This window comes from Bifidobacterium sp. LCP19S3_E9 (genome assembly GCF_052121135.1).
In the GTDB taxonomy this organism is placed as follows: domain Bacteria; phylum Actinomycetota; class Actinomycetes; order Actinomycetales; family Bifidobacteriaceae; genus Bifidobacterium; species Bifidobacterium thermacidophilum.
This window is the reverse complement of the sequence record NZ_JBQKEV010000003.1, coordinates 192,499-217,316: the sequence shown is the minus strand read 5'-3', so window position 1 is coordinate 217,316 and position 24,818 is coordinate 192,499. Positions and strand designations below refer to the sequence as shown.

Genomic DNA, 24,818 nt, shown 5'->3' with positions numbered 1-24,818 from the left:
GTTCCTTTCAGTTTTGCCGAATTTCCAAGCCTTCGCGCGTATTCGACGGTCTAGCCACGAATGGGTTCGCGGCATCCGACGCGGGAATCACGCGATTGAACCGAATGGAACCGGATTGAACCGGTTGCATCGATTGCATCTGTCAAGCGCATTGTGTCACGCGGGCCATACGACAGGCGATGGCGTCGAAAGCGCCACGTCCGCCGGGGTACAAGACAGGTCGGTCGCTCAGGCGCGGCCAGTGAAGAAAGTGGCCCCCTGATCGACCAGGCTGTCCGCCTTGCGCAGGTCGTGCAGCATCTCGTTGAACCAGAATCCCTGATTCAGCCCAGGCAGCTCCTTGCGGGAGGCCCACACCTGCAGCAGGTAGTCATGGTCCTTGTCTGGCGGCTGCGGACCGTTGTAACGCATGGTCACCGCGGGGTTCGTCGCGCCGACAAACTTGCTGGCCGCCGACGTACGCCCTTGCACTGCCTCGGGAATCATCGAAGGCAGGGAGCGGGAGAAATCAGCCGGGATCTGCAGGGCATGCGAATCGTTGAAATCAAACATGAGCGCGTCAACCGGCACGTTGGCGACCGCCCAGTGGATCCATTCGAAACCACACACAGGAATGGAGTCCGGATCGGACAATTCCCAATGCAGGAACATCGCGTCAGGTGCGAGGTCGTCGATATAGAAGGGGAAGGAGACAATAGGCGTGCCATCCACACGGTTCTCGGCGGGCGCACGCTTGGCGAACTCATCGGGCACAACGGTAAAATCAGCGGAAATTCTCATGTCTTCAGTATCGCGCATCGTGATGACGTGCGCGCAACCGCAACAGGCCCAAATACGACGACGGGCCGGCCCGTGTAGGAACCGACCCGAAACCGTCTAGGAACCGACTTATCGGCGATACGCCCTATTGCCCGGTGTAGCACCTGATGCGCCAAGCCTGATCTCATCGGGCTCGGCGCATCGGGCTGAAGCGTCACTCCGCCGGCTTGTAGAAATCGCCGTTGAGTGCCGCGGCAGCCTTTTCTTTGGCCTCCTCGAAGGTGACGGAGGCGAGCTGCGCACGCACATCGTCCAGTGCGACTGGGGTCATGGACAGCGAGTTGACGCCGATGCCTGCAAGCACAACCGCCAGATCCGGGTCAGCCGCAGCCTCACCGCACACGCCCACCGGCATGCCGTTCGCGTTGCCCGCGTCAGCGATCAGCTTGATGGCGCGCAACACCGCCGGATGCCATGCGGTCTGGTAGTGGGCAACAGAACCGAGCGTACGGTCGGCGGCCAGCGTGTACTGGGTCAGGTCGTTCGTACCGATTGACACGAAATCGGCGACCTGGGCGACTTTGTCGGCCATCAGGGCGATCGACGGGACTTCGGCCATGACACCGACCTTCTTCAGGCCCTTGGACTTGCCAAGCTTGACGAAGTAGTCGGCCTCCCACTGGTCGGCGACCATCGGGACCATCACCCACAAATCGGCGTTGGTCTGGGCGTCGGCACGGGCGATCGCCTCGAGCTGGTCCTCAAGAACCTTCTTGTGCACACGAAGCGTGCGCAAGCCGCGCAGGCCGAGCGCCGGGTTCGGCTCGTCCTCAGGGGTCAGGAACGGCAGCGGTTTGTCCGCGCCGGCGTCCAGCATACGGATCACAACCTTCTTGCCCGGGAAGCGGCTGAGCAGCTTGGCGTACGCCTCGGTTTGCTCCTCGACGCTCGGCGGCTCCTCGTTGCCGAGGAACAGGAATTCAGTGCGGAACAGGCCGACGCCTTCGGCGCCGTATTCGAGTGCCGGGTCGGCATCCTCCGGCTTGCCGACATTGGCGAGCAGCGGGATGAGATGGCCGTCCTTGGTCTGCCCGGGCTTGCCGCGCAGCTCCTTGGCCTTGGCGGCATTCGCCTTCGCCTCGTGCGCTTCGGCAATCTCCTCATCGTTCGGGTCGATAATCACGGTGTTCTTCGCGGCGTTGACCACGACGGTCTGCCCGTCCTTGATGTCATCGGCGCCTTGAGCGGATACCACGGCCACGATGCCGCGGGCGCGCGCCAAAATGGCGGTGTGGCTGGTCGGGCCGCCCTGACTGGTGACGATGGCAAGGGTCTTGCCCAAGTCAAGCGCAGCGGTGTCCGCCGGGGACAGGTCCTCGGCCACAAGTACGAACGGCGCGTCGCTCTGGGGCACACCCGGAGCCGGCAAACCCATAAGATCCGCGATCACACGCTGGCCGACATCATGCAGGTCGGCCGCGCGTTCCGCCTGGTAGCCGCCGATGGCCTTGAACATCTCCTCAACCTGGCCGAAGCCTTCCAATACCGCGCGTTCGGCGGTCTTACCGCCGGTGATGAGATTCTTGATTGATTCGGCCAACGACGGGTCGGAGGCGAACATGGCAATCGCTTGCAGAATCGGGGCGGCTTTCTTGGTGGCCTCATCGCCGTTCGCGGCTTCTTCGGCACGGCGGTTGAGATCGGCGTTGACGGTATTGAGCGCCTTCATCGCGCGATCGATTTCGTCTTCGGCGCTCACACTTGCGTTCCTCGGCGTGTCCGCCGGTTCGGGAAGCGGGGCTGCCATACGGATAACAGGACCGACAGCGACACCGCGACCGATTCCAACACCAGTGATGACCATGGGGACTCCTTCTGTATCGCCAGCGTCCGCCGGCGGAAATCGTATGGGAGACGCTCACACCATCGCAGGCGTCTCTTTTCTGCAATGCATAACTATATACCAGAAATCCGCGACGCAACGCCGGTAAACGTTTTCTATTTTTCAGAAAAACGTGATACGATTATCGCTAGAACGCTACAGCCAAGGTTGTGGCGTGCAGCGGGTGCGATGAGCATCCGCATGACATACCGCATGACATACCGCATGACATACCGCATGACATACCGCATGACGCAAAGGAGTGTCTCATATGGCAACCGCAACCCGTACCGCAACAGTCAACGATCCAGTCGGCATCCACGCCCGTCCGGCAGCTGAATTCGCACAGGCAGCCACCGCTTCCGGCTGCGCGGTCACCATCGCCAAGCAGGGAGGCAATGCCGTCAACGCCGGCAGCATCCTGTCCGTGATGGGACTGGGCATCAAGCAGGGCGACACCATTGAAATCACCGTGGACGGAGACAACGCGGAAGCCGTCGCCGACAACCTCGTCGCGACCCTGATTAAGGACTGACCAAGGAAAAAGCTAGGGCTGAGCAGGGGCTGAAGTCAGGCGAATCCGGTGATTCAGACCATGTCCCTCCCTCACACACACCCACGAACCAAGTAAGCCGTCCCGTTGATAACCGGGGCGGCTTACTGCTATCAGCGCGACGCCGGCGCACGGGTACACCGGGTATACCGCCGATACCGCCGCCACCGGAGCACGGGCGGGGCGCAGCCCGGCGGACACGGTTGCACGGCCGACGCCTCGAATCGCTATAATCCACACGGCGGAAGGCATGTTTACGAAAACAAATGCTTTCCCGGAATCACTGACTGGGAGCACACATGGCATCATCACACGGCAAGCAGAACGGCGCCTCAATCACGAACGTCGCCGCCCTAGCCGACGTCTCGATTGCCACCGTCTCACGCGTCCTGTCAGGCAGAAGAACCAAAGACGACGACATTGCGCGGCGGGTGCGCAAAGCCGCCCACGAACTCAACTATTCGGTCAACAGCGCCGCCAGCGCGTTACGCAGCGATGTGAGCAACACCATCGCCCTGTCCATGCCGGCAACCTCGACGCTGATGGCCGCAAGCGTGGTCACCGCCGTGAGCGAGGCGGCCAGCGCGGCGCATATGCAGCTGCTGCTTGGCATTGACAGCACCGCGGCAGCGCAACATCGGCGCATCAAAGCGTTCTGTGGGCACCCCACCGACGGCATCATCGTTCTGCCGTGCCCGCACGCCGGTGTATCCCTCACCCGGGGCATCGCGGCGGACACGCCGATCATCCAGCTGCTGGGATCGACGAATCTGCTGCGACACAATTGGGTCAGCATCGACAATGGCGCTTCCGTCGAATTGGCGGTCACCCATGTCGTCGAACGCGGGGCGGCGTCCGTCGCGTATCTGAGCGATGAGGTCGCCTCCAGCGATGGTGCGGAAACCCTGCTCGCGTTCCAATCCTCGCTCAATTTGCTGCACGTGCGCGCCGACAACGAGTGGATCACCATCGCCGATGGAACCGTGCAACGTGGGTTCTCCGACACCATGCGGATGTTCGCCGGCCGTGGGGCGGACCAGACCCCCGAAGCAGTGATCTGCTCGTCATCGGACACGGCGATTGGCGTGCTCATCGCGCTTGGCCAACTGTCCATCAACGTGCCCGGGCAGGTTCAAGTCGTTAGTTTGCAGGACAACGAGGCAGCAGCATCCAGCATGCCCGCATTGACTTCGATGCATGCGCCTTTGCAACAAATGGCAGCGGAGAGCCTGCGGCTTATCGCCAACGCTCAGACGAACGGATCCGACACCGAGATGGGGGCACGGCTCGGGCGTCATGTGATGTTCCCCCGCCGCGTCATCGCCAGACAATCCACCCGCGAGTCCAACGACGATTGACGTTGTTTGGGTTGACGTTGTTTGGGTTGACACGGCCCAAGTTGATGTTGCCCAGGTTGACACCACCTGGATTGACATGACCCTAGCGTACTTTCGCGCTCGGAAGTGACAACACACGTCAGGAACAGCGCCTGGGCAGTAGGCAGATCGGTGGACGCAAGGGCGGAAGCATCCCGCGGGAAGGGCGCAAACGGAAGCGCGCCAGAGCGGAAAAGTGCGTCGGAACATAAGGAGCACCTGAGCAGGGCAACACGCCGAGTCGGCTCAAACGAGCAAAGCGCAGAACAACGCCTCGAACACCAGCAGCGGATTGCCGTTTCCGGCAAGTCTGCGACGAGCCGTCGCAATGTCCTCCAGTCTCCGCACGGCATCCCGGCGCGTCAATCTGACCGAAAGCTCGGTGATGGGTGTGCGATTCTCGAGATTGATCAGCCCGACGGCATCATCAGCGTTGTTCTGGATGACGGCGACATCGCGGTACACACTCGCCACAGTGGTCAGCGCACGGTCGAGCACATCGCGTGTGCGTCTGGTGGCACGGCGTTTCAGATCATCCTTCTTGCTGATCGCATGGTAGGCGGAACGCAGCTTGGGCGGAATCCGGTCCTTCTCCCCCAGTCCGTTGACCCGTCTGAACTCGCGTTCGTCCTGCTGCGCCTGACGGTCGACATCACTCTGCGCTTGCGCCTTGGCACTGTCGGTCAGCCGTCCGGCGAGCAACACCGCGTCCGACGCCCGATGCATGCCAAGCACCCCGACCACGAGCTCATCGCGGTCGGCAAGCACCTGATCATTGCCAGCGTATAGCCGGGCAATGCCGATATGCCCTTCGGCGAGCCGCGCCGCACGGGACGCCAAGGCGGGATCGACGCCGTCGTGCTGTTCCAGGAAACGCGCCACCGCAGCATTCGAGGGCACCGCCAGATTCACAATACGCGTACGCGAGCGAATCGTCGGCAACACGTCCTGCGCGCTCGGAGCGCACAACAGCCAAATCGTATGCTCGGCGGGTTCCTCGATTTCCTTGAGCAGCACGTTGGTCGTGCGTTCGAGCATCCGGTCGACGTCTTCAATGATGATGATGCGCCACGGCGAAATGCTCGGCATCTGTTCCGACATGCCAATCAACTCGCGGACTTCGTCAATGCCGATAGTGACTTTGTCGGTTGACAGGACCGTGACATCCGGGTGTGTTCCGGCCAGCACCAGATGCGCGGCACGCGTCGGTTCGTCGCCGAGCCCATGGTCCGGACTCTCCAAAGCCGCGGCGAAGGCCTTAGCGACATTCGAGCGCCCCGATCCGGGAGGCCCGCAAATCAGCCATGATTGGGCGATGGCCGCAGGGTCGCCGGCCGCAATCGCACTCAGCTGACTGACCACGGGCTGCTGCCCGACAATCGAATCCCATACACTCATGAGCTGTGTTCCCCCGTCTGCCGTACGTCGCCTGATACTCCCGGAATCCCTGATATTTCTGATATTTCCGGAATTCCCGTGGATGCCGCCGCTCCCCCGAGCAGCTGTTCGGCATCGTTACGAATAGTATTCCAGACGGCCTCGATTCCCTGTGACGCATCCACCACCAGGAATCGCGCAGAATCCGCACGAGCGAGATTCAGGAATTCCTGACGGGTGCGACGCTGGAAATCATAGCCTGCAGATTCCATCCGATCCTCACCGTGGGTGAGTCGCCTATGTGAAACCTGCGGATCAATATCGAGCAGGTATGTACGTCGCGGTAGCAATCCGCCGGTCGCCCACATGCTCAAACCCCGCACATCATCGACAGTCAATTCCCTTCCCCCCGCCTGATACGCGAGCGAAGAGTCGAGATATCGGTCAGTGATGACGATATCGCCGCGTTCCAACGCCGGAACGATGATCTCCGCTACATGCTGGGCACGGTCGGCGGCGAACAGAAGCGCTTCCGTCCTGGGGGCGATATCACCCCCGTGCAGCAGCATAGTGCGCAATTGCACGCCAAGTTCGGTCCCGCCGGGTTCACGCGTCACCACGACGTTTCTACCCAATCCCGCGAAATAGTTGCGCAGACGTTCGACCTGCGTGGTCTTGCCCGCCCCGTCAACGCCTTCGAAGGATATGAACAGGCCTGCTGGGGCGTGTGCGGTCATTACTGCTCCTTCGTGGCGGCTGCGCTCTTCGTGCTGCGCTTCGTTCCGGATGCCGATGAGCTGGCGCCTGCGGTTTTCTTCGTGGTGGTCTTCTTGGTTGCGGTCTTCTTGGTTGCGGTTTTCGCTGTGGACTTCTTCGCCGTCGTCTTCTTGGCCGTCGTCTTGGAACCGGACTTCGAAGCACCACGCCGGGTGCGCCGCTTGGACGGGCCCGCAGCACGTTTCTCGGCGAGCAGTCGGAACGCCTCCTGCGGATCGATTGATTCAGGCGTGTACTGCTTGGGCAGCGTGCGATTCGTCTCACCGTCGGTGATATACGCCCCGTAGAAGCCGTCCTTGATGGTCACGGGCTTGCCAGTCTCCGGGTCGTTGCCGAGGGTTCGCAGCGGCGGTTTGGCGGAGCCACGGCCGCGGCCACGCCCATACTTTGGCTGGGCGAATAGTTCTTGGGCTTTCGCCAAATCCACAGTGAAGATCTCGTCCTCACTGCCCAATGACCGCGTCTCGGAACCGCCATCGGCCGTGGTCTTGGTCAGATACGGGCCGTAGCGGCCGTTGCTTGCGGAAATGGTCGCCTGCTTGATTTCGCCGGTCTTCGCATCCGTCTCCTCGACCGTACCGACGACACGCGGCAGACTCAGCAGCTGCAACGCCTGCTCCAAGGTCACGGTCTCAGGCTTCATCGACTTGAACAACGACGCCATCTTCGGTTTCGGAGCGCTGCTCCTCTTGCTGCTTTTGGCCCCTGCCGCCTTGCTCTGCGCATCCTGCGACTGCGGGATGGTCAGCGAGACATACGGGCCGAATCGGCCGTTGCGCACTTCGACAATGCCGCCTGTCGCCGGATCGGTGCCCAGTTCACGCGGACCGCCGGCGTTGCTTTCAATCAGCTCATGGCCTTTCTCGACGGTCAGCTCGTCGGGGGCGAGCGTCGGCGGCAGGGATGCCCGCTTGGGGTTGCCTTCGGCATCCAGATGATTCATATCCTCGAGATACGGGCCGTAACGTCCGACGCGCACATGCAAACCGTCGCCAATTTCAATGGTGTTGATCGCACGGGCGTCAATCTCGCCCAGTTGCGCGACCTGCTGTTGCAAACCTTCATGCGCTTCATCGGCGTTCGCCGCCGCACCGTCGCCGGACCCGAAATAGAAGCGGGTCAGCCACTCCTTGCCGGTCTCCTTGCCACGGGCGATGCGGTCGAGGCCGTTTTCCATATCCGCCGTGAACTGGTAATCCACGTACTTGGGGAAATTCGTTTCCAGCAGCTTGACCACAGCGAACGCAAGCCATGAGGGAATCAGCGCCCGGCCGCGTTCATACACGTAACCGCGGTCGATAATCGTTGAGATGATGCTCGCGTAGGTGGACGGGCGGCCAATCTCTTTGGCTTCCAAAGTCTTGACCAGCGAAGCTTCCGTGTATCGGGCCGGCGGCTGCGTCTCATGACCATCCGCCTGGACATCGTCGGCGGCGAGCACGTCTCCCGGGTGCATTGGAGGCAAGGAGACGTTTTCGCTCTCTTTGCCCGACTTGCCGCGCGTCGCGAGCGGCGCCCCGCTTGCCGAGGCTCCGCTCACAGAGGTGGACGCCGATTGCGCGGGATGCTTGCCTTCGCCGGTCGCCCGCATGAATCCGGGGAATTCGATAACCGTGCCGGAGGCCTGGAACACCGCCTCGCCGCGGGACCCGGCGGCCGCGTTCAGGCGAACGGTCGCCGTCGAACCGGTGGCGTCGGCCATCTGCGACGCCAGGGTGCGCTGCCAGATCAGCCGGTAGAGTTTCGCTTGGTCCGCAGGCACCTTACGCGCCACATCGTCAGGATCGCGGAAGCTGGAACCCGCCGGACGGATGCATTCGTGCGCTTCCTGTGCCCCAGCGGTCTTGGTCGCGTACTGTTTCGGGGCGTCGGAGAGGAATTTCTTGCCGAAGTGGAATTCGACGGCGTTGCGCGCCGCAGCGATCGCCTCCTGCGACAGGGTGACGGAATCGGTACGCATATATGTGATGAAACCGTTCTCGTACAGTCCCTGCGCGGCCCGCATCGTCTGGCGGGAGCTCATGCCGAGCCGGTTGCCGGCCGTCTGCTGCAAGGTGGATGTGGTGAACGGCGGCAGCGGACGCCTGCGGTACGGGCGGGATTCCATCGATTCCACAGTGAATGGCGCTTCGCGCAACACCTGCGCGACCTCCGCGGCCCCTTCGGCGTCCAACTGGCAGACATTGTCCGCGAAGCCCGCCGGCGTGAGCTTGCCGTCCGCGCCGAAATCCTTGGATGTAGCGAGTCGTTTACCGCCGAGCTGCACCATACGCGCGTCAAAGCGCACCGGTTCGCCTTCTGTGCCCGGCGCCGACAGCGTCGCCACGACATCCCAGTAGGGAGCCTTGATGAAGGCCATACGCTCGCGTTCCCGCTCGACGATCAGGCGCGTGGCCACCGACTGCACACGGCCGGCCGACAATCCCGGACCGACCTTGCGCCACAGCACCGGCGAAAGCTCATAGCCATAGAGACGGTCAAGCACACGCCGGGTCTCCTGCGCGTCCACCATATGGTTGTCAACATCTCGAGTGTTGGTCAACGATGCCTTGATCGCCTCAGGCGTGATTTCATGGAACACCATGCGCTTGATGGGGACCTTCGGCTTGAGGGTCTGCACGAGATGCCAAGCAATCGCTTCGCCTTCGCGATCCTCATCAGTCGCCAGATAGAGCTCGTCGGCGTTTTTCAACGCGTCCTTGAGCTGCGACACGGTTTTCTTCTTGTCAGGGCCGACGATGTAATACGGCTCGAATCCGTCATTCACATCAACGCCGAACTTGCCGAATTTGTCCTTCTTCGATGCGGGCACCTGGCTTGGCTGGGCAAGGTCGCGAATATGACCGACCGATGCGAGCACGGTATATCCATCCCCGAGGTATCCCGCGATTTTCTTCGCTTTCGTCGGAGACTCCACGATAACGAGCTTTGTGCCGGCTGTCATTGCCCCTCCTTACGTACTGCTTACGGAACGCCATAATACTCACGGCGTATGGTCAACGCCGTATCTGGTGTGCCGTGCTACTTTGACGGCGGGGCCGGCGGGGCGCCGACCAGACCGAGTTTTGTCAACGGTGAAGCGGTGAGTTGGCGCATCGCAAGCACAAGCCCGAATACCAGCATCGACACGCCGCACACCAGCATGATCGTCGCCGCGCAGGCGCCGGATTGCGTCCAGCTCGCGCCCAGCGAAAGCCCCGGTTCAATCTGCCACACGAGATACGCCCCGTACAAGCTGACCATGATGCCACCGGTGATCATCACGCTGCCGACAATTTGGATACTCGCCGAAGCCGAACGGGTGCCGATTTCATCCATGCCGGATGTGCGCGTGCAGGCGAGCACCAGCAACGCCCATCCGCCGACAATCAGCAGGCTCATCACCACATCCGTAGGGCGATGCCACTTTCCGGCGACCAGGGACAACGCAACGAGCAGCGTATAGGCCGAACCGACTGCGGCGCACGCGGCACGCCAAGCGCGAGGCACCGCGCACACCAGAACCACGACAGCCGCCGCGGCGAGCAACGTATGCCCCGATGGCGCAGTATTGCTAGCTGAAGAATTGATATTCTGCAGGTACGGGCGAGGCAGGACGCCTTTCAACAGCGAAGACCCGTAGCACAGGCCGGCGAATACGACCAGCTGGCCGAGCAGCCACCACCGCTTGCGGACCGCGGCGACAACGATTCCGACGAGTGCGAAGACGACGCTGATGGCGATCACCGTACTCGACACCGCGAGCAGATGCACCAGCGATCGCAGCCACGACGGCAGCGAGGTGTTGAGTCGAAGCCACACTTCGTCATCGAAATTCTGCCCGTTTGGCGTGGGGCCGCCACGCCCCCACACCCCAGCGGCCGCGGCGAACAGCAACAGCCCGAACACCACGCACAGAATCCTGCTGGACAGACGTGGGTGGACGGTGAGCGGGTCAAGTCTGGCAAGACCCGAATCCATGCCTTCGACCGTGAGATCGCTATCCGCCGAGGCTGTAGCCTTTGCTGAAGCCGCCGGGGAACTTGCTGATATTCCGGCCAATAATCCGGAGTCTGCGTTATCGCCGGCACCGGTGAGCGCGCCTGCATTGCGTCCGCGTTTGGATGACGGAGACGCTTCAAGCGGGTCGGACGGCCAAAGATTGCGCATGCGCGCATCGGCCAGGTCGCCGGCATCGTCCGGAATCGGCGCGAACATCGGCTTTGCTGGCGTCATGGGCGTTGTCTGGCCCTGCGCGTCATCGGTCTGTGGGAACAGCATGGACGACTTGGGGTGTTGCAGCTGTTGCGGTTGCTGTGCTTGTACCTGCTGCTGCGATTGCTGCGGGGCTGTCTGCGATGGGCCGGTAGGGCTGGACAGGCGTTCTGATGCCCCCGACCGAGACGGTGAGTGTTCCGCGGACTGTTCCGCGGACTGTTCCGCGGTATCCGTGTGGATGGTATCTCCGCGACCAGAGGCGGTATCGTGCGCGGTTTGCGATGAAGCGGTCCCGGAAGCGGGACGCAACTGTGCGGACTGGCCTGAAGGCGCGGTATGTATTGCTGGCATCGGAGGCATCAGAGGAACGCGGGGAGCTGCCGGCACCGGTGGCGCTGCAGGTGTCGATGGCGCTGGCGCAGGCGCTGAGTCAGCATATTCCGAAGGCACAGAGGCGGCCGGAGGCGCAGGCGCAGGTACGGCAGGAGGTATGGTCGAAGCCGGTGGTACCACGGATTGCGCAGATGCAGCAGGCGGCTCAGCCCCGCCTTGTGCGGCATTCCGTTCGGGGGCATGAACCGGTTGCGTCACGTCCTGTTCCTGCAATCGCGGGTCTTGTGCATTCTCGTCCATAGTCTCTGACTATACCTTCAGCGCTTCTGCACGTTTGCGCAATTCCCGGTGATTGTTCACAACCGCGGCACATCAAGTCAATCAGGACATGCGAAAAAGACCGCAGCAGGGATCATGCAATCCGGACGCCGAATTATCCGAAGGTCGTCGACAGCCACCGCCACCTCACCCTCCTGCTTCTACCGACGCTGAGAACCCCGTCGACGTCGGTAGAAGGTTGAAAGACGACACATACGACACATTGTCGGGCACCCAGCTTCCGCCGACGAGGAAAAAGAAAACCCCCGCACACCCGTCAGAGGCCACTTACCCTTGCTGCATTCCTGCCCTGGGGGAGTTGGGTGACGTAACGCCATGCGGAGGCGTATGCAAGTATACGCCATGGTCAGGGACAACACGAATCGGCATGGTGGCATCGTGGGACACGACGGCTACCAGGGGATGATATTGTCGCGCGAATAATACACGTATCCCGGGCGCGGGTACTGGCCTGTCAGTTCCTTGATGGTGACCATCCGATAGCCTTTGGCGTGCAAGGCGTCTAGGATATGCGGCAACGCCGCAGCAGTATGTTCGTGGATGTCATGCATGAGGATAATCGAGCCCGGCCTCGCCTGCGCGGTGACCTTCCACTGGACAGACCGTGCGGATGCACCTGCCGCCCAATCGTAGGAATCGACATCATACAACGCGATGCCTGCACCAAGATGATTGGCCAGATAGCGCCGGCTCGCCTCGTCCGCGGCGCCGTGCGGCGGACGGAGCAGATTGATCGGGCGGCCCGTTGCTTCGCTGATGCGCGTTGCAGCGTCATCAAATTCCTGACGTTCGGTTCCCGCCTGCATAATCGCCGGCAGATCCGTATGCGACATGGTGTGGCTTCCCACCGGCATGCCGTAGCGCGTGTCATCACGCAGAACCGGAATCGCAGCATCGTCGATCGCCCCGCCGACCGCGAAAAACGTCGCCCGGTCGCCCTTGTCCCGCAACGATTGCACAACGCGACGGCTGATATCGACTCGCGGGCCGTCGTCGAATGTCAGTGCGACACAAGCCGTACGGCCGCAGTCGATGCCACGCTTCGTATTCCTCGCACGGGTGAACTCGTCCGCCTTCGTGAACAACGTATGCTCGGCATCGGCGAGGGTACGATACGTGGAGCCGGGGTTATCCACCGCGGATGCCGCCTGGGTCAATGCGTCGCGCAATCCGCGCCCGATACCGGCATCGCGCAGGCCAGGGGTATCCCGATACAACGCACGCACCCCCGGCATGACCGCGCGGATACGATTGACCGCCACCGCCCTGGCTTGCGGATCATGTTCGAGCACACGCGCCGCTACCGGCTCGAAGACGCTGCGAATACGCCCGATCTCGGGCCGCAGCCGGTTCGACGCATCGCGGAACGCTTCGACATGCTCATGCAAGGCGACCGGCGACTGTTTGGCTGCACAAGACACCCGAACATCAGTGATCGCATGCACGGCCGCGTCGGTTTGACGCCGTTGGTTCGAGGCTTCTGCGGCAACCGTCCGCAGACGTTGTGTTTCACGTGCCTCACTATTGGCAGTGCGCGATTCGACGGCATCCCGTGCGGCGAGCGCATCCGCCTGATCGGCCAGCGCCGCGACATGCGCGTCAATGAGCCGATACGTGGTCCCCCACTCCACGCAATCCGCCAAAGCACGGCGATACCAGGCGTACGCGGATAAGCATCCCAACAGAACAGCGCTGCCGGCGAGCGTCATGATGACGAGTGCCGCGACCACGCGCCGGACGAGCGTTCGGGACGTGGGATGGGACCGAGAATGAAGTATGGGCGATTGCGCCGGTTGGGGTTGAGACTGGGGCCGGGGCTGGGACTTCGATTGCACGTGACCGGCTGATACGCAACTGTGCGTCGGCAGGTCGTCATGGTCTGTCATCATGCCATGTTCCTTTCCCACGTTCCTTCCGGGATCGCCACCGCCTCGATGTATCCCCTTCATGCGGCCGCACACGCCTCACGTTCGATACACCATGTCCGTTCCGTACGGCGCAGCGCACTGCGCTGTGTCAAATAGATGCGCCGTGTCAAGTAAATCCACGATGCTGTGACGGTTCGTGCAGACCTTACGATTATCCCATACTCTGATGATTGCTGCAAGGATGCCAGATTGATGATTGACGAAGGTCCGCAGGCCTAGATCCAAGATCGCAACCCGAAAACAGAATCGGACCCGGTCACGGCCGACCCCACCCCATCACCACGACTGACAGCACACCGAAAACCGCAGAACACCAACAACCCCACCCACAACCCACGTACACCCCACCCCACCGGCCCGCACCAAATCCAAGATCACGCCCCGAAAACCGAATCAGGACACCAAACCAACCACCCACGGCCCCAGCACCCAAACCAACCATACACTCAAACCCGCGGAATATCGCCAAAACCCAGGCCAAACACCCTACAACCCACCCCACAACAACCACCCATCACGGGACCAAACCCAAGATCACACATCGAAAACCGAATCGGGCCCGGTCACGGCCGACCCCACCCCATCACCACGACTGACAGCACACCGAAAACCGCAGAACACCAACAATCTCACCCACAACCCACGTACACTCCACCCCGCCGGCCCGCACCAAATCCAAGATCACACCCCGAAAACCGAATCAGGACACCAAACCAACCACCCACAGCCCCGGCACCACGGCCTTCCGCCAACCCAGCCCAGCGACCTTCGCCGTGCAACAACACAAAAGCCCCCGGATTCGGGGGCTTTCGCATGCTTAAGCTCAGACTGTTATGACCATGTCATGAGCCGAAATCGGCGGCATGGCCGGAGTCTGGAATCGGTTACTCCGCGACGACCTTGACGGTGAAGGAAGCGGAGATCTCCGGGTGCAGGGCCACGGTGGCGGGGAATTCGCCGGTGGTCTTGATGGTCTCGACCTTGATGGACTTCGGGCTGATCGGAGCCTTGTCAGCAAGGGCGGAGGCGATTGCGTCAGCGGACACAGCGCCGAAGAGCTTGCCGGACTCGGACACCTTGGCGGCGATCTCGACGACCGTGCCCTCGATGGCGGCCTTGGCAGCGACGGCATCCTCGCGGGTGGCGAGGGCCTTGGCCTGGCGTGCGCGCTTCATCGCTTCAATCTGAGCGGCGGCACCCTTGGTCCACTTGAACGCGAGCCCCTGCGGGAAGAGGTAGTTGCGGGCGTAACCCGGACGCACCTCGACAACGTCACCGGCGTGGCCCAGGTTGGCCACGGTCTGGGTGAGAATGATCTTGGTTTCAGCCATGTCGATATCCTCCTGTTCAGCGACCGGTGGTGGCGTACGGCAGCAGAGCCATCTCGCGGGCGTTCTTCACGGCCTTCGCGATCTCGCGCTGTTCCTGGACGGTCACGCCGGTGATACGGCGGGAACGGATCTTGCCGCGATCGGACACGAACTTGCGCAGCAGCGCGACGTCCTTGTAATCGATCTCGGTGATCTTGGCAGCCTTGAGTGGATTCGGCTTCTTCTTGAACGGCTTGACCGGCGGTTGCGGCCTCTTGCGTGACATCTGATGTTCTCCTTAGTGCAAACTTGATTTACTGCTGGAAGCAAAGTCCGGCGTCAGAACTCGGGTTCTTCCGAATCTCCGCCGAAATCGTCGCTGGATCCGAACGATTCGAAGCTTGATCCCGACTGGCTGGAGCTCGACGTGCCCCACGGATCCGCTGCCGGAGCGGCGGGTGCCTGTTGGGCAGCCGGAGCGACGGAGGCGCCGCCGGTGTAGCCGCCCGAGTAGCCTGCGCCACCCTGGTAGCCACCGTTGCCGGCGAACCCGCCATTACCGGCGTTCCCCGAATTTCCTGCGAATCCGCCACGATTGCCGCCAGCGAACCCGGAGCCGGAGCTCTGACGGGTCACCTGCGCGGTGGCGTATCGCAGGGATGGACCGATCTCATCGACCTGCATTTCGACGACAGTACGGTTTGACCCGTCCTGCGCCTGATAAGAACGCTGCTGCAGACGGCCTTGCGCAATGACGCGCATGCCCTTGGTCAAGGATTGGGCGACATGGTTCGCCAAATCACGCCATGCAGAGCAACGCATGAACAGCGCCTGTCCGTCTTCCCACTGACCGCTGTTGCGGTTGTAGGAGCGCGGTGTGGATGCAATGGTGAAACTTGCGACCGTCGCCCCGCTGCCAATGGTGCGCAGCTCAGGGTCGCCGGTGAGATTACCGATGATGGTGATTGTTGTCTCGCCTGCCATGACGCTACCTTCTTACCTGTTGCGGACTCGTCTGTTGCGAATCGGATGTGACCGGACTTGTGAATCGGACGGCTCGTTGAGCCTTGCTTCAGCAGTGCTGAACGACTTACTTGTCCTTGCGAAGAATCTTCGTGCGGATAACGGACTCGCTGAGGTTAAGCAGACGGTCGAGCTCGTCACTCGTGGCCGGCTCAGCGGTGTAGTTGACGACAACGTAGTTGCCCTCGGTGTTGCCCTGGATCTCATAGGCGAGCTTGCGGCGACCCCAGTAATCGGTGCCGTCGACAGAACCGCCCTCCTTGGTGACGATCTCCAGATACTGCTCGGTCAGCTTCTTCAGACCGCGCTCATCCAGCTCAGGATCGGCAATGAACATCAGTTCGTACTTATGCGCAGACATCACCCACCTCCTTCGGACTAAAGGCCGTGGACCTTCCACGGCAGGAGTGTGTATGCGACTGCCCGCAGGTGCTGCGGACAACCATGCCAGCATACTCCCGATGCCTGACTTTCGACATGCGTCGCGCGGCACGCCTGATTTGTCGCACTCCCCCGGATTTGACGCACATCCCGCCTCCGTCCGTACCGTCTTATGCCCCTGCCTTGTTATATTAGGTGATGTTTCAATCCCATCAATCGACCAAAGGGTCGGGAAGGCGCAAGATGTCGGCAATTCTCGAAGGCAAACCGGACAAGCGATTAGCAGTGGTCACGGGACGCGCCTACCCGCAGCTCGCTCAGGAAACCGCCGAATACCTGGGCACGCATCTGCTGGAGACCACCGCATATGATTTCGCGAACGGCGAGATGTACGTACGGTTCACCGAACCGGTTCGCGGCGCCGATGTATTCGTCATCCAATCGCATACCGACCCGATTAACAAGTGGCTGATGGAGCAACTCATCATGGTCGACGCGCTCAAACGTGCCTCCGCACGTTCCATCACCGTGGTCGCGCCGTTCATGGGCTATTCGCGTCAGGACAAGAAGCACCAAGGCCGCGAGCCCATCACCGCGCGCCTGATGTTCGACCTGTTCCGCACGGCGGGCGCCGACCGCATCATGACCGTGGACCTGCACGCTTCCCAAGAGCAGGGCTTCTTCAACGGTCCGGTCGATCACCTCACCGCCATGCCGGTGCTGCTTGACTACGTGCGCAGCTCCATGTCGATGGAGAACGCGACCGTCGTCTCCCCCGACGCCGGACGTATCAAGGTTTCCGAACAGTGGGCCGCGAAGCTCGGCGGCCTGCCACTGGCGTTCATCCACAAGACCCGCGACACTACTCGCCCGAACCACGCGGTCGCACACGGCATCATCGGCGAGGTCGAAGGACGCGATTGCATCGTCGTCGATGACATGATCGACACCGCCGGCACGATTTGCGAAGCCGTGCGCACGTTGCGCGACGCCGGTGCGAAGAGCGTCACGCTGGTTGCCACGCATGGTCTGCTGTCCGGCCCCGCTATCGACCGACTCAAGGACTGCGGGGCGCGCGAAATCGTGCTTATGGACACCGTCCCCGTGCCGCAGAGCAAGCGCCTGCCTAATATGACCGTCCTGTCGGTCGCGCCACTGCTGGCCGCCGGCATCCGTTCCGTGTTCGAGTCCGGGTCGGTGACCACGCTGCTCAACGGTCTGCCTGACGACATGCGTCCACGCAATATCTATGCGTGATTTACGCGTGAACGAATCCGTGCGATGCGTTTATGTGTGTCTATCCTGCGTGGACAGACACGCATAAACGGACACTTGTAAACGGATGCCTGCGGGCTGATACCTGCGGCAACCGGTTCGTGCCACCGCAACGACGCGATGGTACGAACCGTGCAAAGCCTACTGCTGGGCCGAAACCGGCCGACCACGATATGAAAACCGGACGCTTGCTGAGTATGCGTTCTGCTAGCATGGCTCGCACACGTACACGACCGAAGGTTCGGGCATTGTACTGCGCAGTTACCCTTGCAATCGAAAGGCCATAATGTCACAGAAAATCAAGGTCGGCATTCTCGGCGCAACCGGCATGGTCGGGCAACGCTTCGTCACCCTGCTCGAAAACCACCCGTGGTTCGAGCTGGTCACGCTCGCTGCATCGGCGCACAGCGCCGGCAAGACCTACGAAGAGGCTGTCGGCGGGCGTTGGAAGATGGAAACCCCGATGCCGCAGTTCGTCAAGTCCATGATTGTCAAGGATGTGGCGGATGTCGAAGACGTCTCCGCGGATGTGGATTTCCTGTTCTCCGCAGTCAACATGCCGAAGGACGAGATTCGCGCAATCGAGGAACAGTACGCGAAGACCGAAACCCCGGTGGTGTCCAATAACAGCGCGCACCGCTGGACGCCGGACGTGCCGATGGTCGTGCCGGAAATCAATCCGCAGCATTTCGACGTGATCAAGTACCAGCGCAAGCGTCTGGGCACCACGCGCGGCTTCATCGCCGTCAAGCCGAACTGCTCAATCCAAGCGTATACGCCGGCTCTCGCCGCATGGAAGGAATTCGAGCCGCACGAGGTCATCGTCAGCACGTATCAGGCGATTTCCGGCGCCGGCAAGACCTTCAAGGACTGGCCGGAAATGGTCGGCAACATCATCCCGTACATCGCGGGCGAAGAAGCGAAATCCGAGAAGGAGCCGCTCAAGGTCTTCGGCCACGTCGATGACGCGACCGGCCAGATCGTGCCGTTCGAAGGCCCGCTGCGCATCACCTCGCAGTGCATCCGCGTGCCTGTGCTCAACGGCCACACGTCCACCGTGTTCATCAACTTCGGCAAGGACCCGTCCAAGGAGGAGCTCGTCGACCGTCTCGTGAACTACACGAGCGAAGCCGCCAAACTCGGCCTGCCGCACGCGCCGAAGCAGTTCATCCAGTACCTCACCGAGGACGACCGTCCGCAGGTGAAGCTGGATGTCGATTACGAGGGCGGCATGGGTATCTCCATCGGCCGCTTGCGTCCGGATTCGATTTTCGACTGGAAGTTCGTCGGACTCGCGCACAACACACTGCGCGGTGCGGCCGGCGGCGCGCTTGAATGCGCTGAGATGCTGCACGCGCTCGGCTATATCGAAGCGAAGTAAGACCAGCGTCGGCGAGCGTTGAGTGCAGGTGAACGTCTGTCGGCTGTTGCAGCCCGGCTGCGGTGATGGTTGCCGACGGCAGCGACGATTCAACAGCGACGATTGCTGACAGCGGTAACGGGGGGTATTCGTCTTCTCACGTATGCCACGGCATACGCGGGCGGGCGGATACCGCCGTTTGTTGTTGCTACAGCCTGTCCATTCGATCAGTTGCGTATGCCGAGACATGCACGGCGCAACACATACGACAACATTCCACCGTTCAGCGACCCGTACGTTTGAATCGTGCATGCCGTGACATACGCCATACGTCAAATACGGCAACGCCCGCTGCATTGGTACGTCAAACCACCCAATTACGCATGCCGCAGCATGCACGACGCGACACATACGGCAACGTCCACCGCCCAGCGGCCCGTTCCGCCTGAATCACGCATGCCGGGACATACACACATCTGACGCACCAGACACACCAGACAATCCCCAACACCCACCCCCAACAACACACAATCCCAAACCACAACAGGAAAGGCCCGCCGCCGGCATACAACCGACGACGGGCCTTCGCACCATCAACGCCCTGCCGCCCCGAGACAGGAGCATCACCGAGTTTGCGGCTCAGCAGCTCTCAGCCCGGCGATTCAGCGACCGGTGCCGCCGTAGACCACGGCCTCCACCTGATCGGCGTCGAGGCCGTACGCGGTGTGCAACGCACGCACCGCGTCATCGAGCTGGTCGAGCGGGACCAAAGCCGCGATGCGGATTTCGGACGTGGAAATCATCAGCACATTGATGCCCGCGTCGCTCAGCGCGTTGAAGAACTTTGCGGCCAGACCAGCGTGTGTCTTCATGCCCACGCCGACTACAGCGACCTTGCCAACGCTCGTGTTGACGTCGAAGGACTGGTAGCCGAGCTCATCATGCTTGTTCTGCAGCAAATCCTGCACCTGCTTGACGGCGGTTTCTGGGACGGTGAAGGAGATATCGGCGGTGCCGGTGGAGGCGCTGGCCTGCACGATCATGTCCACGTTCACGCCGACTTCAGCGAGCTTGGTGAACACCTTCGCAGCCATGCCGGGCTCGTTCGGCACGCGGCGCACGGTGACCAGCGCCTCGCTGCGGTCGTGCGCGACACCGGAGATAACCGGGGTCTCGGGACCGAGGTCGGGGAACAGGTCGCCCATGGATTTGTTATCGTTCTCGTTCATTGTTTCCTCGAATCAGTGCAACTTGCGGTTGTGTTGCGGACAGTTGTGTTGGTATGGATATGTCGTGTGTCGTGCGCCTTGCACAGGCGCCCCGGAATCCTCCGGATACTATCTGCGTGTAAGGTTCGGCACCGATGCGGGACTGACGCCCTCGGGCAGAATCAGTGTGCCGTTGCGGTGGGAGAAGGAGCTGCGCACATGCAACGGCATGCCGAAGCGCTGCGCGTATTCGACGCAACGCAGGGCGAGCACCTTGGAACCGCAGGATGACATTTCAAGCATGGATTCGTAATCGATGACCGGGATGCGGCGGGCGGTCGGGACGATACGCGGGTCGGCGGTGAACACGCCGTCAACGTCGGTGTAAATCTCGCATACGTCAGCGCCAAGTGCAACAGCCAAGGCGACAGCAGATGTGTCGGAACCGCCGCGGCCGAGCGTGGTGGCGTCGCCGTCCTCATTGATGCCTTGGAAGCCTGCGACGATGGCAACGCTTCCTTTCTCAAGCGCATGGCGGACACGGTCAGGCTTGACGGCGCGAATATGCGCCGCACCGAACCGCGCGTCCGTCATGAAACCGGCCTGGGACCCGGTGAACGAGTACGCATGGGAACCGGCGGAGTGAATCGCCATGGACAGCAGGCTCATGGAGATACGCTCGCCTGCGGTCATGAGCATGTCCATTTCACGGGCCGGCGGGGTCGAATCGATGCTCATCGCTTGGTCGATGAGGTCATCGGTGGTGTCTCCCATAGCCGAAACCACTACAGCGACGTCGTTGCCAGCGTTTTTCGTTTCGATGATGCGCTTGGCAACACGCTTGATCGAGTCAGTATCGGCGACCGAGGAGCCGCCGTACTTCTGCACGATAAGAGCCACGATTGTCCTATCTTCTCTAAAGGAATGTCCTGCGCCCGTATTGTACGCAAGTGGGACGATTATACGAGTCGCGCAATTCGGCAGGATAGCCGGTGACCACCATGCGGAACGGCATGATGGCAAGGTGTTTGCGCATTACGCCTCACGTCTGCCGGCGAGTGCCCGGCCGAGGGTGATTTCGTCCGCGTATTCGAGGTCGCTGCCGACGGGCAGGCCGCTGGCGAGCCGGGTGACTTTGATGCCGAGCGGCGACAGCAGACGGCTGAGGTAGCTGGTGGTCGCTTCCCCTTCGATATTCGGGTCGAGGGCGAGGATAATCTCCTTGATGTCCGGGTTTTGCAGGCGCTCGAGCAGTTTGGGGATGTTGAGGTCCGCCGGGCCGACGTTGGCCATCGGGTTGATGGCACCGCCGAGCACGTGGTACAGGCCGTGGTATTCGCGGGTGCGTTCGATGCTCATCACGTCCTTGGGCTCTTCGACCACGCAGATCATGGACTGGTCGCGCCTTGGGTCGGAGCAGATCGGACAGGGGCTGGTCTCGCACACGTTGCCGCATACGTCGCAGAATCGCACTTTTTCTTTGACGTCGGTGATCGCCTCGACCAGGTTGCGCACTTCGTCGTCGTTGGCGGACAGCAGATAAAAAGCGATGCGTTGCGCGCCTTTGGGGCCGATGCCGGGAAGTTTGGCGAATGCGTCGATCAGGCGTTGGATCGCGCCGTCATATGCCAATGCCATTGTTGGGCTCCTTTTACGATAAATCTGCCGATTGAGCGGGTGTCCCGCCAAACCCCGGCGATATAACGCCGGTCAGGCGATTGCGGGGTTCTGCATGCTATCCGCCTGTTATTTCTGGGACGAAGCGTCCATGTCGTTGTGACGGTTCGGCGGCTGAAGGTTCTTCGGGTTCTTCGGGTCGTCGGGGGCGAATTGCTCGACCGTTTTCACTTCGAAGAGTTCTTTGAGTTCTTCGACGCTGAGTGCCGCGGCGGTTCCAAGCGATTCGTCGTTAAGCGAGTACTCGTCTTCCTCCGGCGGAACTTGCGAGCCGCCCGACACACCGGAGTACGGCTGCGGGTTGTGTGCACCGAGGTCGCCCGGCTGCTGGGCCCAAGGGTCGTCCTGAAGCTCCACCGGTTCCGGATAATCCTGTGGCTCCGCGGTCTGTGCTCCTGCTGCCGGCATGGAACCCCATACATCGCCTTCGCCCTGGCGCACCGGGGTCCGGGGATTGCTCCGGGTTGCCGAGCCTGATTGTGCGGCGGACGGCATCGTCGGCGTAGCTTGCCCGGCGGGCGTCGCGAATGCATTCGACGCGTCCGGTGCAGCTGAAATGGCCGGAGCGGCGGAAGCAGCTGAAGCTGTCGGTGTCGCAGGCGTGGCCGGTGTCGCCCATGGATCGATGCCATCGCTGATGTCCGGCACCGCCACGTGCTTGTCGTGATGCGGCTGCGCGGTGCTCTGGCCACCTCTGCCGCTCTGGTCGACCAGGTTTGACGGGGATCCGCCGATCGCAGACGGCACCGAACCATTGTCTCCTGTCGGCTTGTGCACCGGCAAGGGCTGCAACCATGGGTCATCCTCGGCAAATGCCGCATCGACGGACGCGATTGGCCCAGAACCCGCCGGAATCATGGAAGAGGCAGGTGCGGCGGACGTCATCGCGGGCGGAGTCATCATAGCCGTCGGCGCTGCGACCGCCGCCGCTTGGGCGCTTCCCCGTCCTCGGTGGCTGGGGTCGTCGGCGTCCTGTGTGTCGTCACCGGACTGCCCCGGAGTCTTCGCCTCCTTGCCGGTCGGACCTGCATGGATACCGACCGTCACCGCGGCAAGGGTGGCTGCGCTTTGTTTCGCCTTTGCGAGCGCAATTTCACGTTTGACCTGGCTAACCTGCTCGGGCGACATGCGTCTGATGGATTCTACGGTTTCTCCGTTCGCCGCGGTCGGAGTAGGTGAAATGCGCGCGCCATCGCCGAAGATTTCCTTGACGATGTCCTGCACCACGACAGCCGCTTTCTTGCCGTCATACGCTTCGTCGGACGACACCGCAAGCGCGAAGGCGTGCTGGTCGATGGGCTTGGCGAAAGTCATGAGGAGCTTGGATTTCCCGGCGGGACCGGCGATGAGCCGGACGGACGGCACCCGCTGTTGGTCAACGTATTCGCGGATATCCGACGGCAACTTGGCCAGAACGGTCTGCCAACGTTCCTCGACGCTGCGGGCGTCCTGCGGTTCAGGCATGGCGGGTGCGGTCGCGCCGCCAGTGTGCGGGACCTGATTGCTTCCAGCGGTCGGCGGCATTGCGGGTGCACCGGCCTGCTGTGTGGCGGGTGCAACAGATGCCTGCACGCCGTCGGCTTGCGTACCGGGTGTACCGGATGTCTGTGTTTCCGTCGTCCGCACTCCTGTTGCAGCATGGTCCGGCAATGGCGCGGCAGGGGCCTGCTGGCGTGCCACCGCCTGAGTGTCTGCATTGCTTGACGGTTGCGCGGCGGGGTTGCCTGACGCGGCAGTCTGGGCTTGCCCCTTGCGCTTGTTGCGGGTCGAATCGATGAAACCGCTGCGCATCGGAGGATTGCCGGCGCGCTGCTGAACCGGAGCACCGGATTGGGCCGTCATATTCGCCGAAGACGTGACTAACGGACCGAATACGCTTTCCTCACGGCCTGCCAGCAGGCGGGCGACCAGCAGTTCCAGACGCATACGGGGCGACGTGGCACCGCTCATCGTGCCGAGCGTGTCGTTAATCGTGTCGGCAATGGATGTCAGCGAGCGCAATCCCAGGGCGGACGCCTGCCGGTGCAAATCGGCGATATCCTCGACTGCCGCATCGTCGCTGAGCACACTTTCGGCACGGTCTCCACCCAAAGTGAGCACCAGAAGATCGCGCACACGCGCCAGCAGATCTTCCACGAAACGTCGTGGCTCGAATCCGCCGATCACAACCTTCTGCACGACCCCATACAGCTGTTCACCGTTGCGGTCGATAATCGCGTCGATCGCCTCTCCGATCAGAGAATCCGGGGTAAATCCGAGCAGCGCAACCGCCGAATCATGGGAAATGACGCCATGCTCAGAACCCACCATCAGCTGGTCGAGCACCGACAGGGTGTCGCGTACGGAGCCGCCGCCCGCGCGCATGGCGAGCTTGAGCACGCCCGGCTCCGGCTTGATCTGTTCCTTCTCGCAGATTCCCTCGAGGTACGGGCCCATGATTTCAGGCGGAACCAAGCGGAACGGGTAATGGTGGGTGCGGGAGCGAATCGTGCCAATCACCTTGTCCGGTTCCGTCGTGGCGAAGATGAACATGACATGTTCCGGCGGTTCCTCAACGATTTTGAGCAGCGCGTTGAACCCCTGCTGGGTGACCATATGCGCTTCGTCGAGGATAAAGATCTTGTACCGGTCGCGAGCGGGCGCGAAGCCTGCGCGTTCACGCAGTTCGCGGGCATCATCGACACCGTTGTGGCTTGCGGCGTCGATTTCCACGACGTCGATGGATCCCGGTCCTCCTGTGGCGAGATCCTTGCAGCTCGGGCATTCACCGCACGGATGAGACGTGGGGCCTTTCGCGCAGTTGACGCACCGCGCGAGAATACGCGCGGAACTGGTTTTGCCACATCCGCGCGGCCCGGAGAACAGGTACGCATGGGTGAGCCTGTTCTGGTCAAGCGCCCGGCTGAGCGGTACGGTCACCTGATCCTGTCCGATGACCCCGTCGAACGTATCGGGACGATACCGTCGATACAATGCCAACGCCATGTCCAACTCCTTCATAGGCCGCAAACGTGCCCTACAAGCATACGCGGCGCAGGCTACCGCACCGCGACCACCAGTGTC

19 protein-coding genes and 1 other RNA gene are annotated in these 24,818 nt (G+C 61.9%); 4 read left to right on the top strand and 16 right to left on the bottom strand.

What is annotated here, in order from left to right; all coding sequences use genetic code 11:
* Positions 1-228: 228 nt before the first annotated feature.
* A complete protein-coding gene (locus ACTQYB_RS02795) occupies positions 229-780 on the bottom strand; it encodes a YbhB/YbcL family Raf kinase inhibitor-like protein (RefSeq protein ID WP_033506681.1) in 552 nt (183 codons plus the stop codon).
* 193 nt (positions 781-973) lie between these two features.
* The gene (gene ptsP / locus ACTQYB_RS02790; protein WP_033506679.1) at positions 974-2,623 is read right to left on the bottom strand and encodes a phosphoenolpyruvate--protein phosphotransferase; all 1,650 of its coding nucleotides are present in this window, start codon (positions 2,621-2,623) and stop codon (positions 974-976) included.
* Between the two features lie 289 nt (positions 2,624-2,912).
* On the opposite strand from ptsP, the gene ACTQYB_RS02785 reads away from it, so the two are divergent.
* Positions 2,913-3,176 (top strand): HPr family phosphocarrier protein, encoded by a 264-nt coding sequence (locus ACTQYB_RS02785; RefSeq protein WP_033506677.1) that lies wholly within the window; start codon positions 2,913-2,915, stop codon positions 3,174-3,176.
* Between the two features lie 317 nt (positions 3,177-3,493).
* Positions 3,494-4,552 carry a LacI family DNA-binding transcriptional regulator gene (locus ACTQYB_RS02780; protein WP_321046487.1) on the top strand — a complete coding sequence of 353 codons (1,059 nt, stop codon included), beginning with the start codon at positions 3,494-3,496 and terminating at the stop codon, positions 4,550-4,552.
* A 264-nt stretch (positions 4,553-4,816) separates the two neighbouring features.
* Here the strand turns inward: ACTQYB_RS02780 and ACTQYB_RS02775 are convergent, their stop codons facing one another.
* From ACTQYB_RS02775 to rpsF, 10 genes are all read right to left on the bottom strand, one after another.
* Positions 4,817-5,968 carry a DNA polymerase III subunit delta' gene (locus ACTQYB_RS02775; protein WP_441481803.1) on the bottom strand — a complete coding sequence of 384 codons (1,152 nt, stop codon included), beginning with the start codon at positions 5,966-5,968 and terminating at the stop codon, positions 4,817-4,819.
* Entirely contained in the window at positions 5,965-6,684 is a 720-nt protein-coding gene (tmk, locus tag ACTQYB_RS02770) for a dTMP kinase (protein ID WP_321046486.1), read from the bottom strand. Before tmk ends, ACTQYB_RS02775 begins: the two co-directional genes overlap by 4 nt.
* Complete coding sequence (gene topA / locus ACTQYB_RS02765) at positions 6,684-9,668, bottom strand: type I DNA topoisomerase (protein WP_441481802.1); 2,985 nt, start codon at positions 9,666-9,668, stop codon at positions 6,684-6,686. Before topA ends, tmk begins: the two co-directional genes overlap by 1 nt.
* Before the next feature lie 77 nt (positions 9,669-9,745).
* On the bottom strand, positions 9,746-10,873 hold the full coding sequence (locus tag ACTQYB_RS02760) for a phosphatase PAP2 family protein (protein WP_441495903.1): 1,128 nt from the start codon (positions 10,871-10,873) through the stop codon (positions 9,746-9,748).
* Positions 10,874-11,826: 953 nt separating this feature from the next.
* Positions 11,827-11,923, bottom strand: an RNA gene (ffs, locus tag ACTQYB_RS02755) — signal recognition particle sRNA small type.
* A 62-nt stretch (positions 11,924-11,985) separates the two neighbouring features.
* Positions 11,986-13,323, bottom strand: coding sequence for a polysaccharide deacetylase family protein (locus tag ACTQYB_RS02750; RefSeq protein WP_441481800.1), 1,338 nt, complete (start codon positions 13,321-13,323; stop codon positions 11,986-11,988).
* A gap of 1,082 nt (positions 13,324-14,405) precedes the next feature.
* Positions 14,406-14,852, bottom strand: coding sequence for a 50S ribosomal protein L9 (gene rplI / locus ACTQYB_RS02745; RefSeq protein ID WP_026650709.1), 447 nt, complete (start codon positions 14,850-14,852; stop codon positions 14,406-14,408).
* A 16-nt stretch (positions 14,853-14,868) separates the two neighbouring features.
* The gene (gene rpsR, locus ACTQYB_RS02740; RefSeq protein ID WP_015449763.1) at positions 14,869-15,117 is read right to left on the bottom strand and encodes a 30S ribosomal protein S18; all 249 of its coding nucleotides are present in this window, start codon (positions 15,115-15,117) and stop codon (positions 14,869-14,871) included.
* Between the two features lie 53 nt (positions 15,118-15,170).
* The gene (locus tag ACTQYB_RS02735) at positions 15,171-15,815 is read right to left on the bottom strand and encodes a single-stranded DNA-binding protein (protein ID WP_441481799.1); all 645 of its coding nucleotides are present in this window, start codon (positions 15,813-15,815) and stop codon (positions 15,171-15,173) included.
* Between the two features lie 106 nt (positions 15,816-15,921).
* Positions 15,922-16,215, bottom strand: coding sequence for a 30S ribosomal protein S6 (gene rpsF / locus ACTQYB_RS02730; RefSeq protein WP_015449761.1), 294 nt, complete (start codon positions 16,213-16,215; stop codon positions 15,922-15,924).
* Between the two features lie 263 nt (positions 16,216-16,478).
* Between rpsF and ACTQYB_RS02725 the strand changes: the two genes are divergently transcribed.
* Entirely contained in the window at positions 16,479-17,492 is a 1,014-nt protein-coding gene (locus ACTQYB_RS02725) for a ribose-phosphate diphosphokinase (RefSeq protein ID WP_412171305.1), read from the top strand.
* A gap of 304 nt (positions 17,493-17,796) precedes the next feature.
* On the top strand, positions 17,797-18,891 hold the full coding sequence (gene asd / locus ACTQYB_RS02720) for an aspartate-semialdehyde dehydrogenase (protein WP_321046628.1): 1,095 nt from the start codon (positions 17,797-17,799) through the stop codon (positions 18,889-18,891).
* 641 nt (positions 18,892-19,532) lie between these two features.
* Here asd and ACTQYB_RS02715 read toward each other — a convergent pair.
* From ACTQYB_RS02715 to dnaX, 4 genes are all read right to left on the bottom strand, one after another.
* Entirely contained in the window at positions 19,533-20,099 is a 567-nt protein-coding gene (locus ACTQYB_RS02715; protein ID WP_029576046.1) for an ACT domain-containing protein, read from the bottom strand.
* 108 nt (positions 20,100-20,207) lie between these two features.
* On the bottom strand, positions 20,208-20,978 hold the full coding sequence (locus tag ACTQYB_RS02710; protein WP_081966540.1) for an aspartate kinase: 771 nt from the start codon (positions 20,976-20,978) through the stop codon (positions 20,208-20,210).
* Positions 20,979-21,113: 135 nt separating this feature from the next.
* The gene (gene recR, locus ACTQYB_RS02705; RefSeq protein ID WP_033506663.1) at positions 21,114-21,716 is read right to left on the bottom strand and encodes a recombination mediator RecR; all 603 of its coding nucleotides are present in this window, start codon (positions 21,714-21,716) and stop codon (positions 21,114-21,116) included.
* Between the two features lie 108 nt (positions 21,717-21,824).
* Complete coding sequence (gene dnaX / locus ACTQYB_RS02700) at positions 21,825-24,740, bottom strand: DNA polymerase III subunit gamma/tau (RefSeq protein WP_441481798.1); 2,916 nt, start codon at positions 24,738-24,740, stop codon at positions 21,825-21,827.
* Positions 24,741-24,818: the final 78 nt, after the last annotated feature.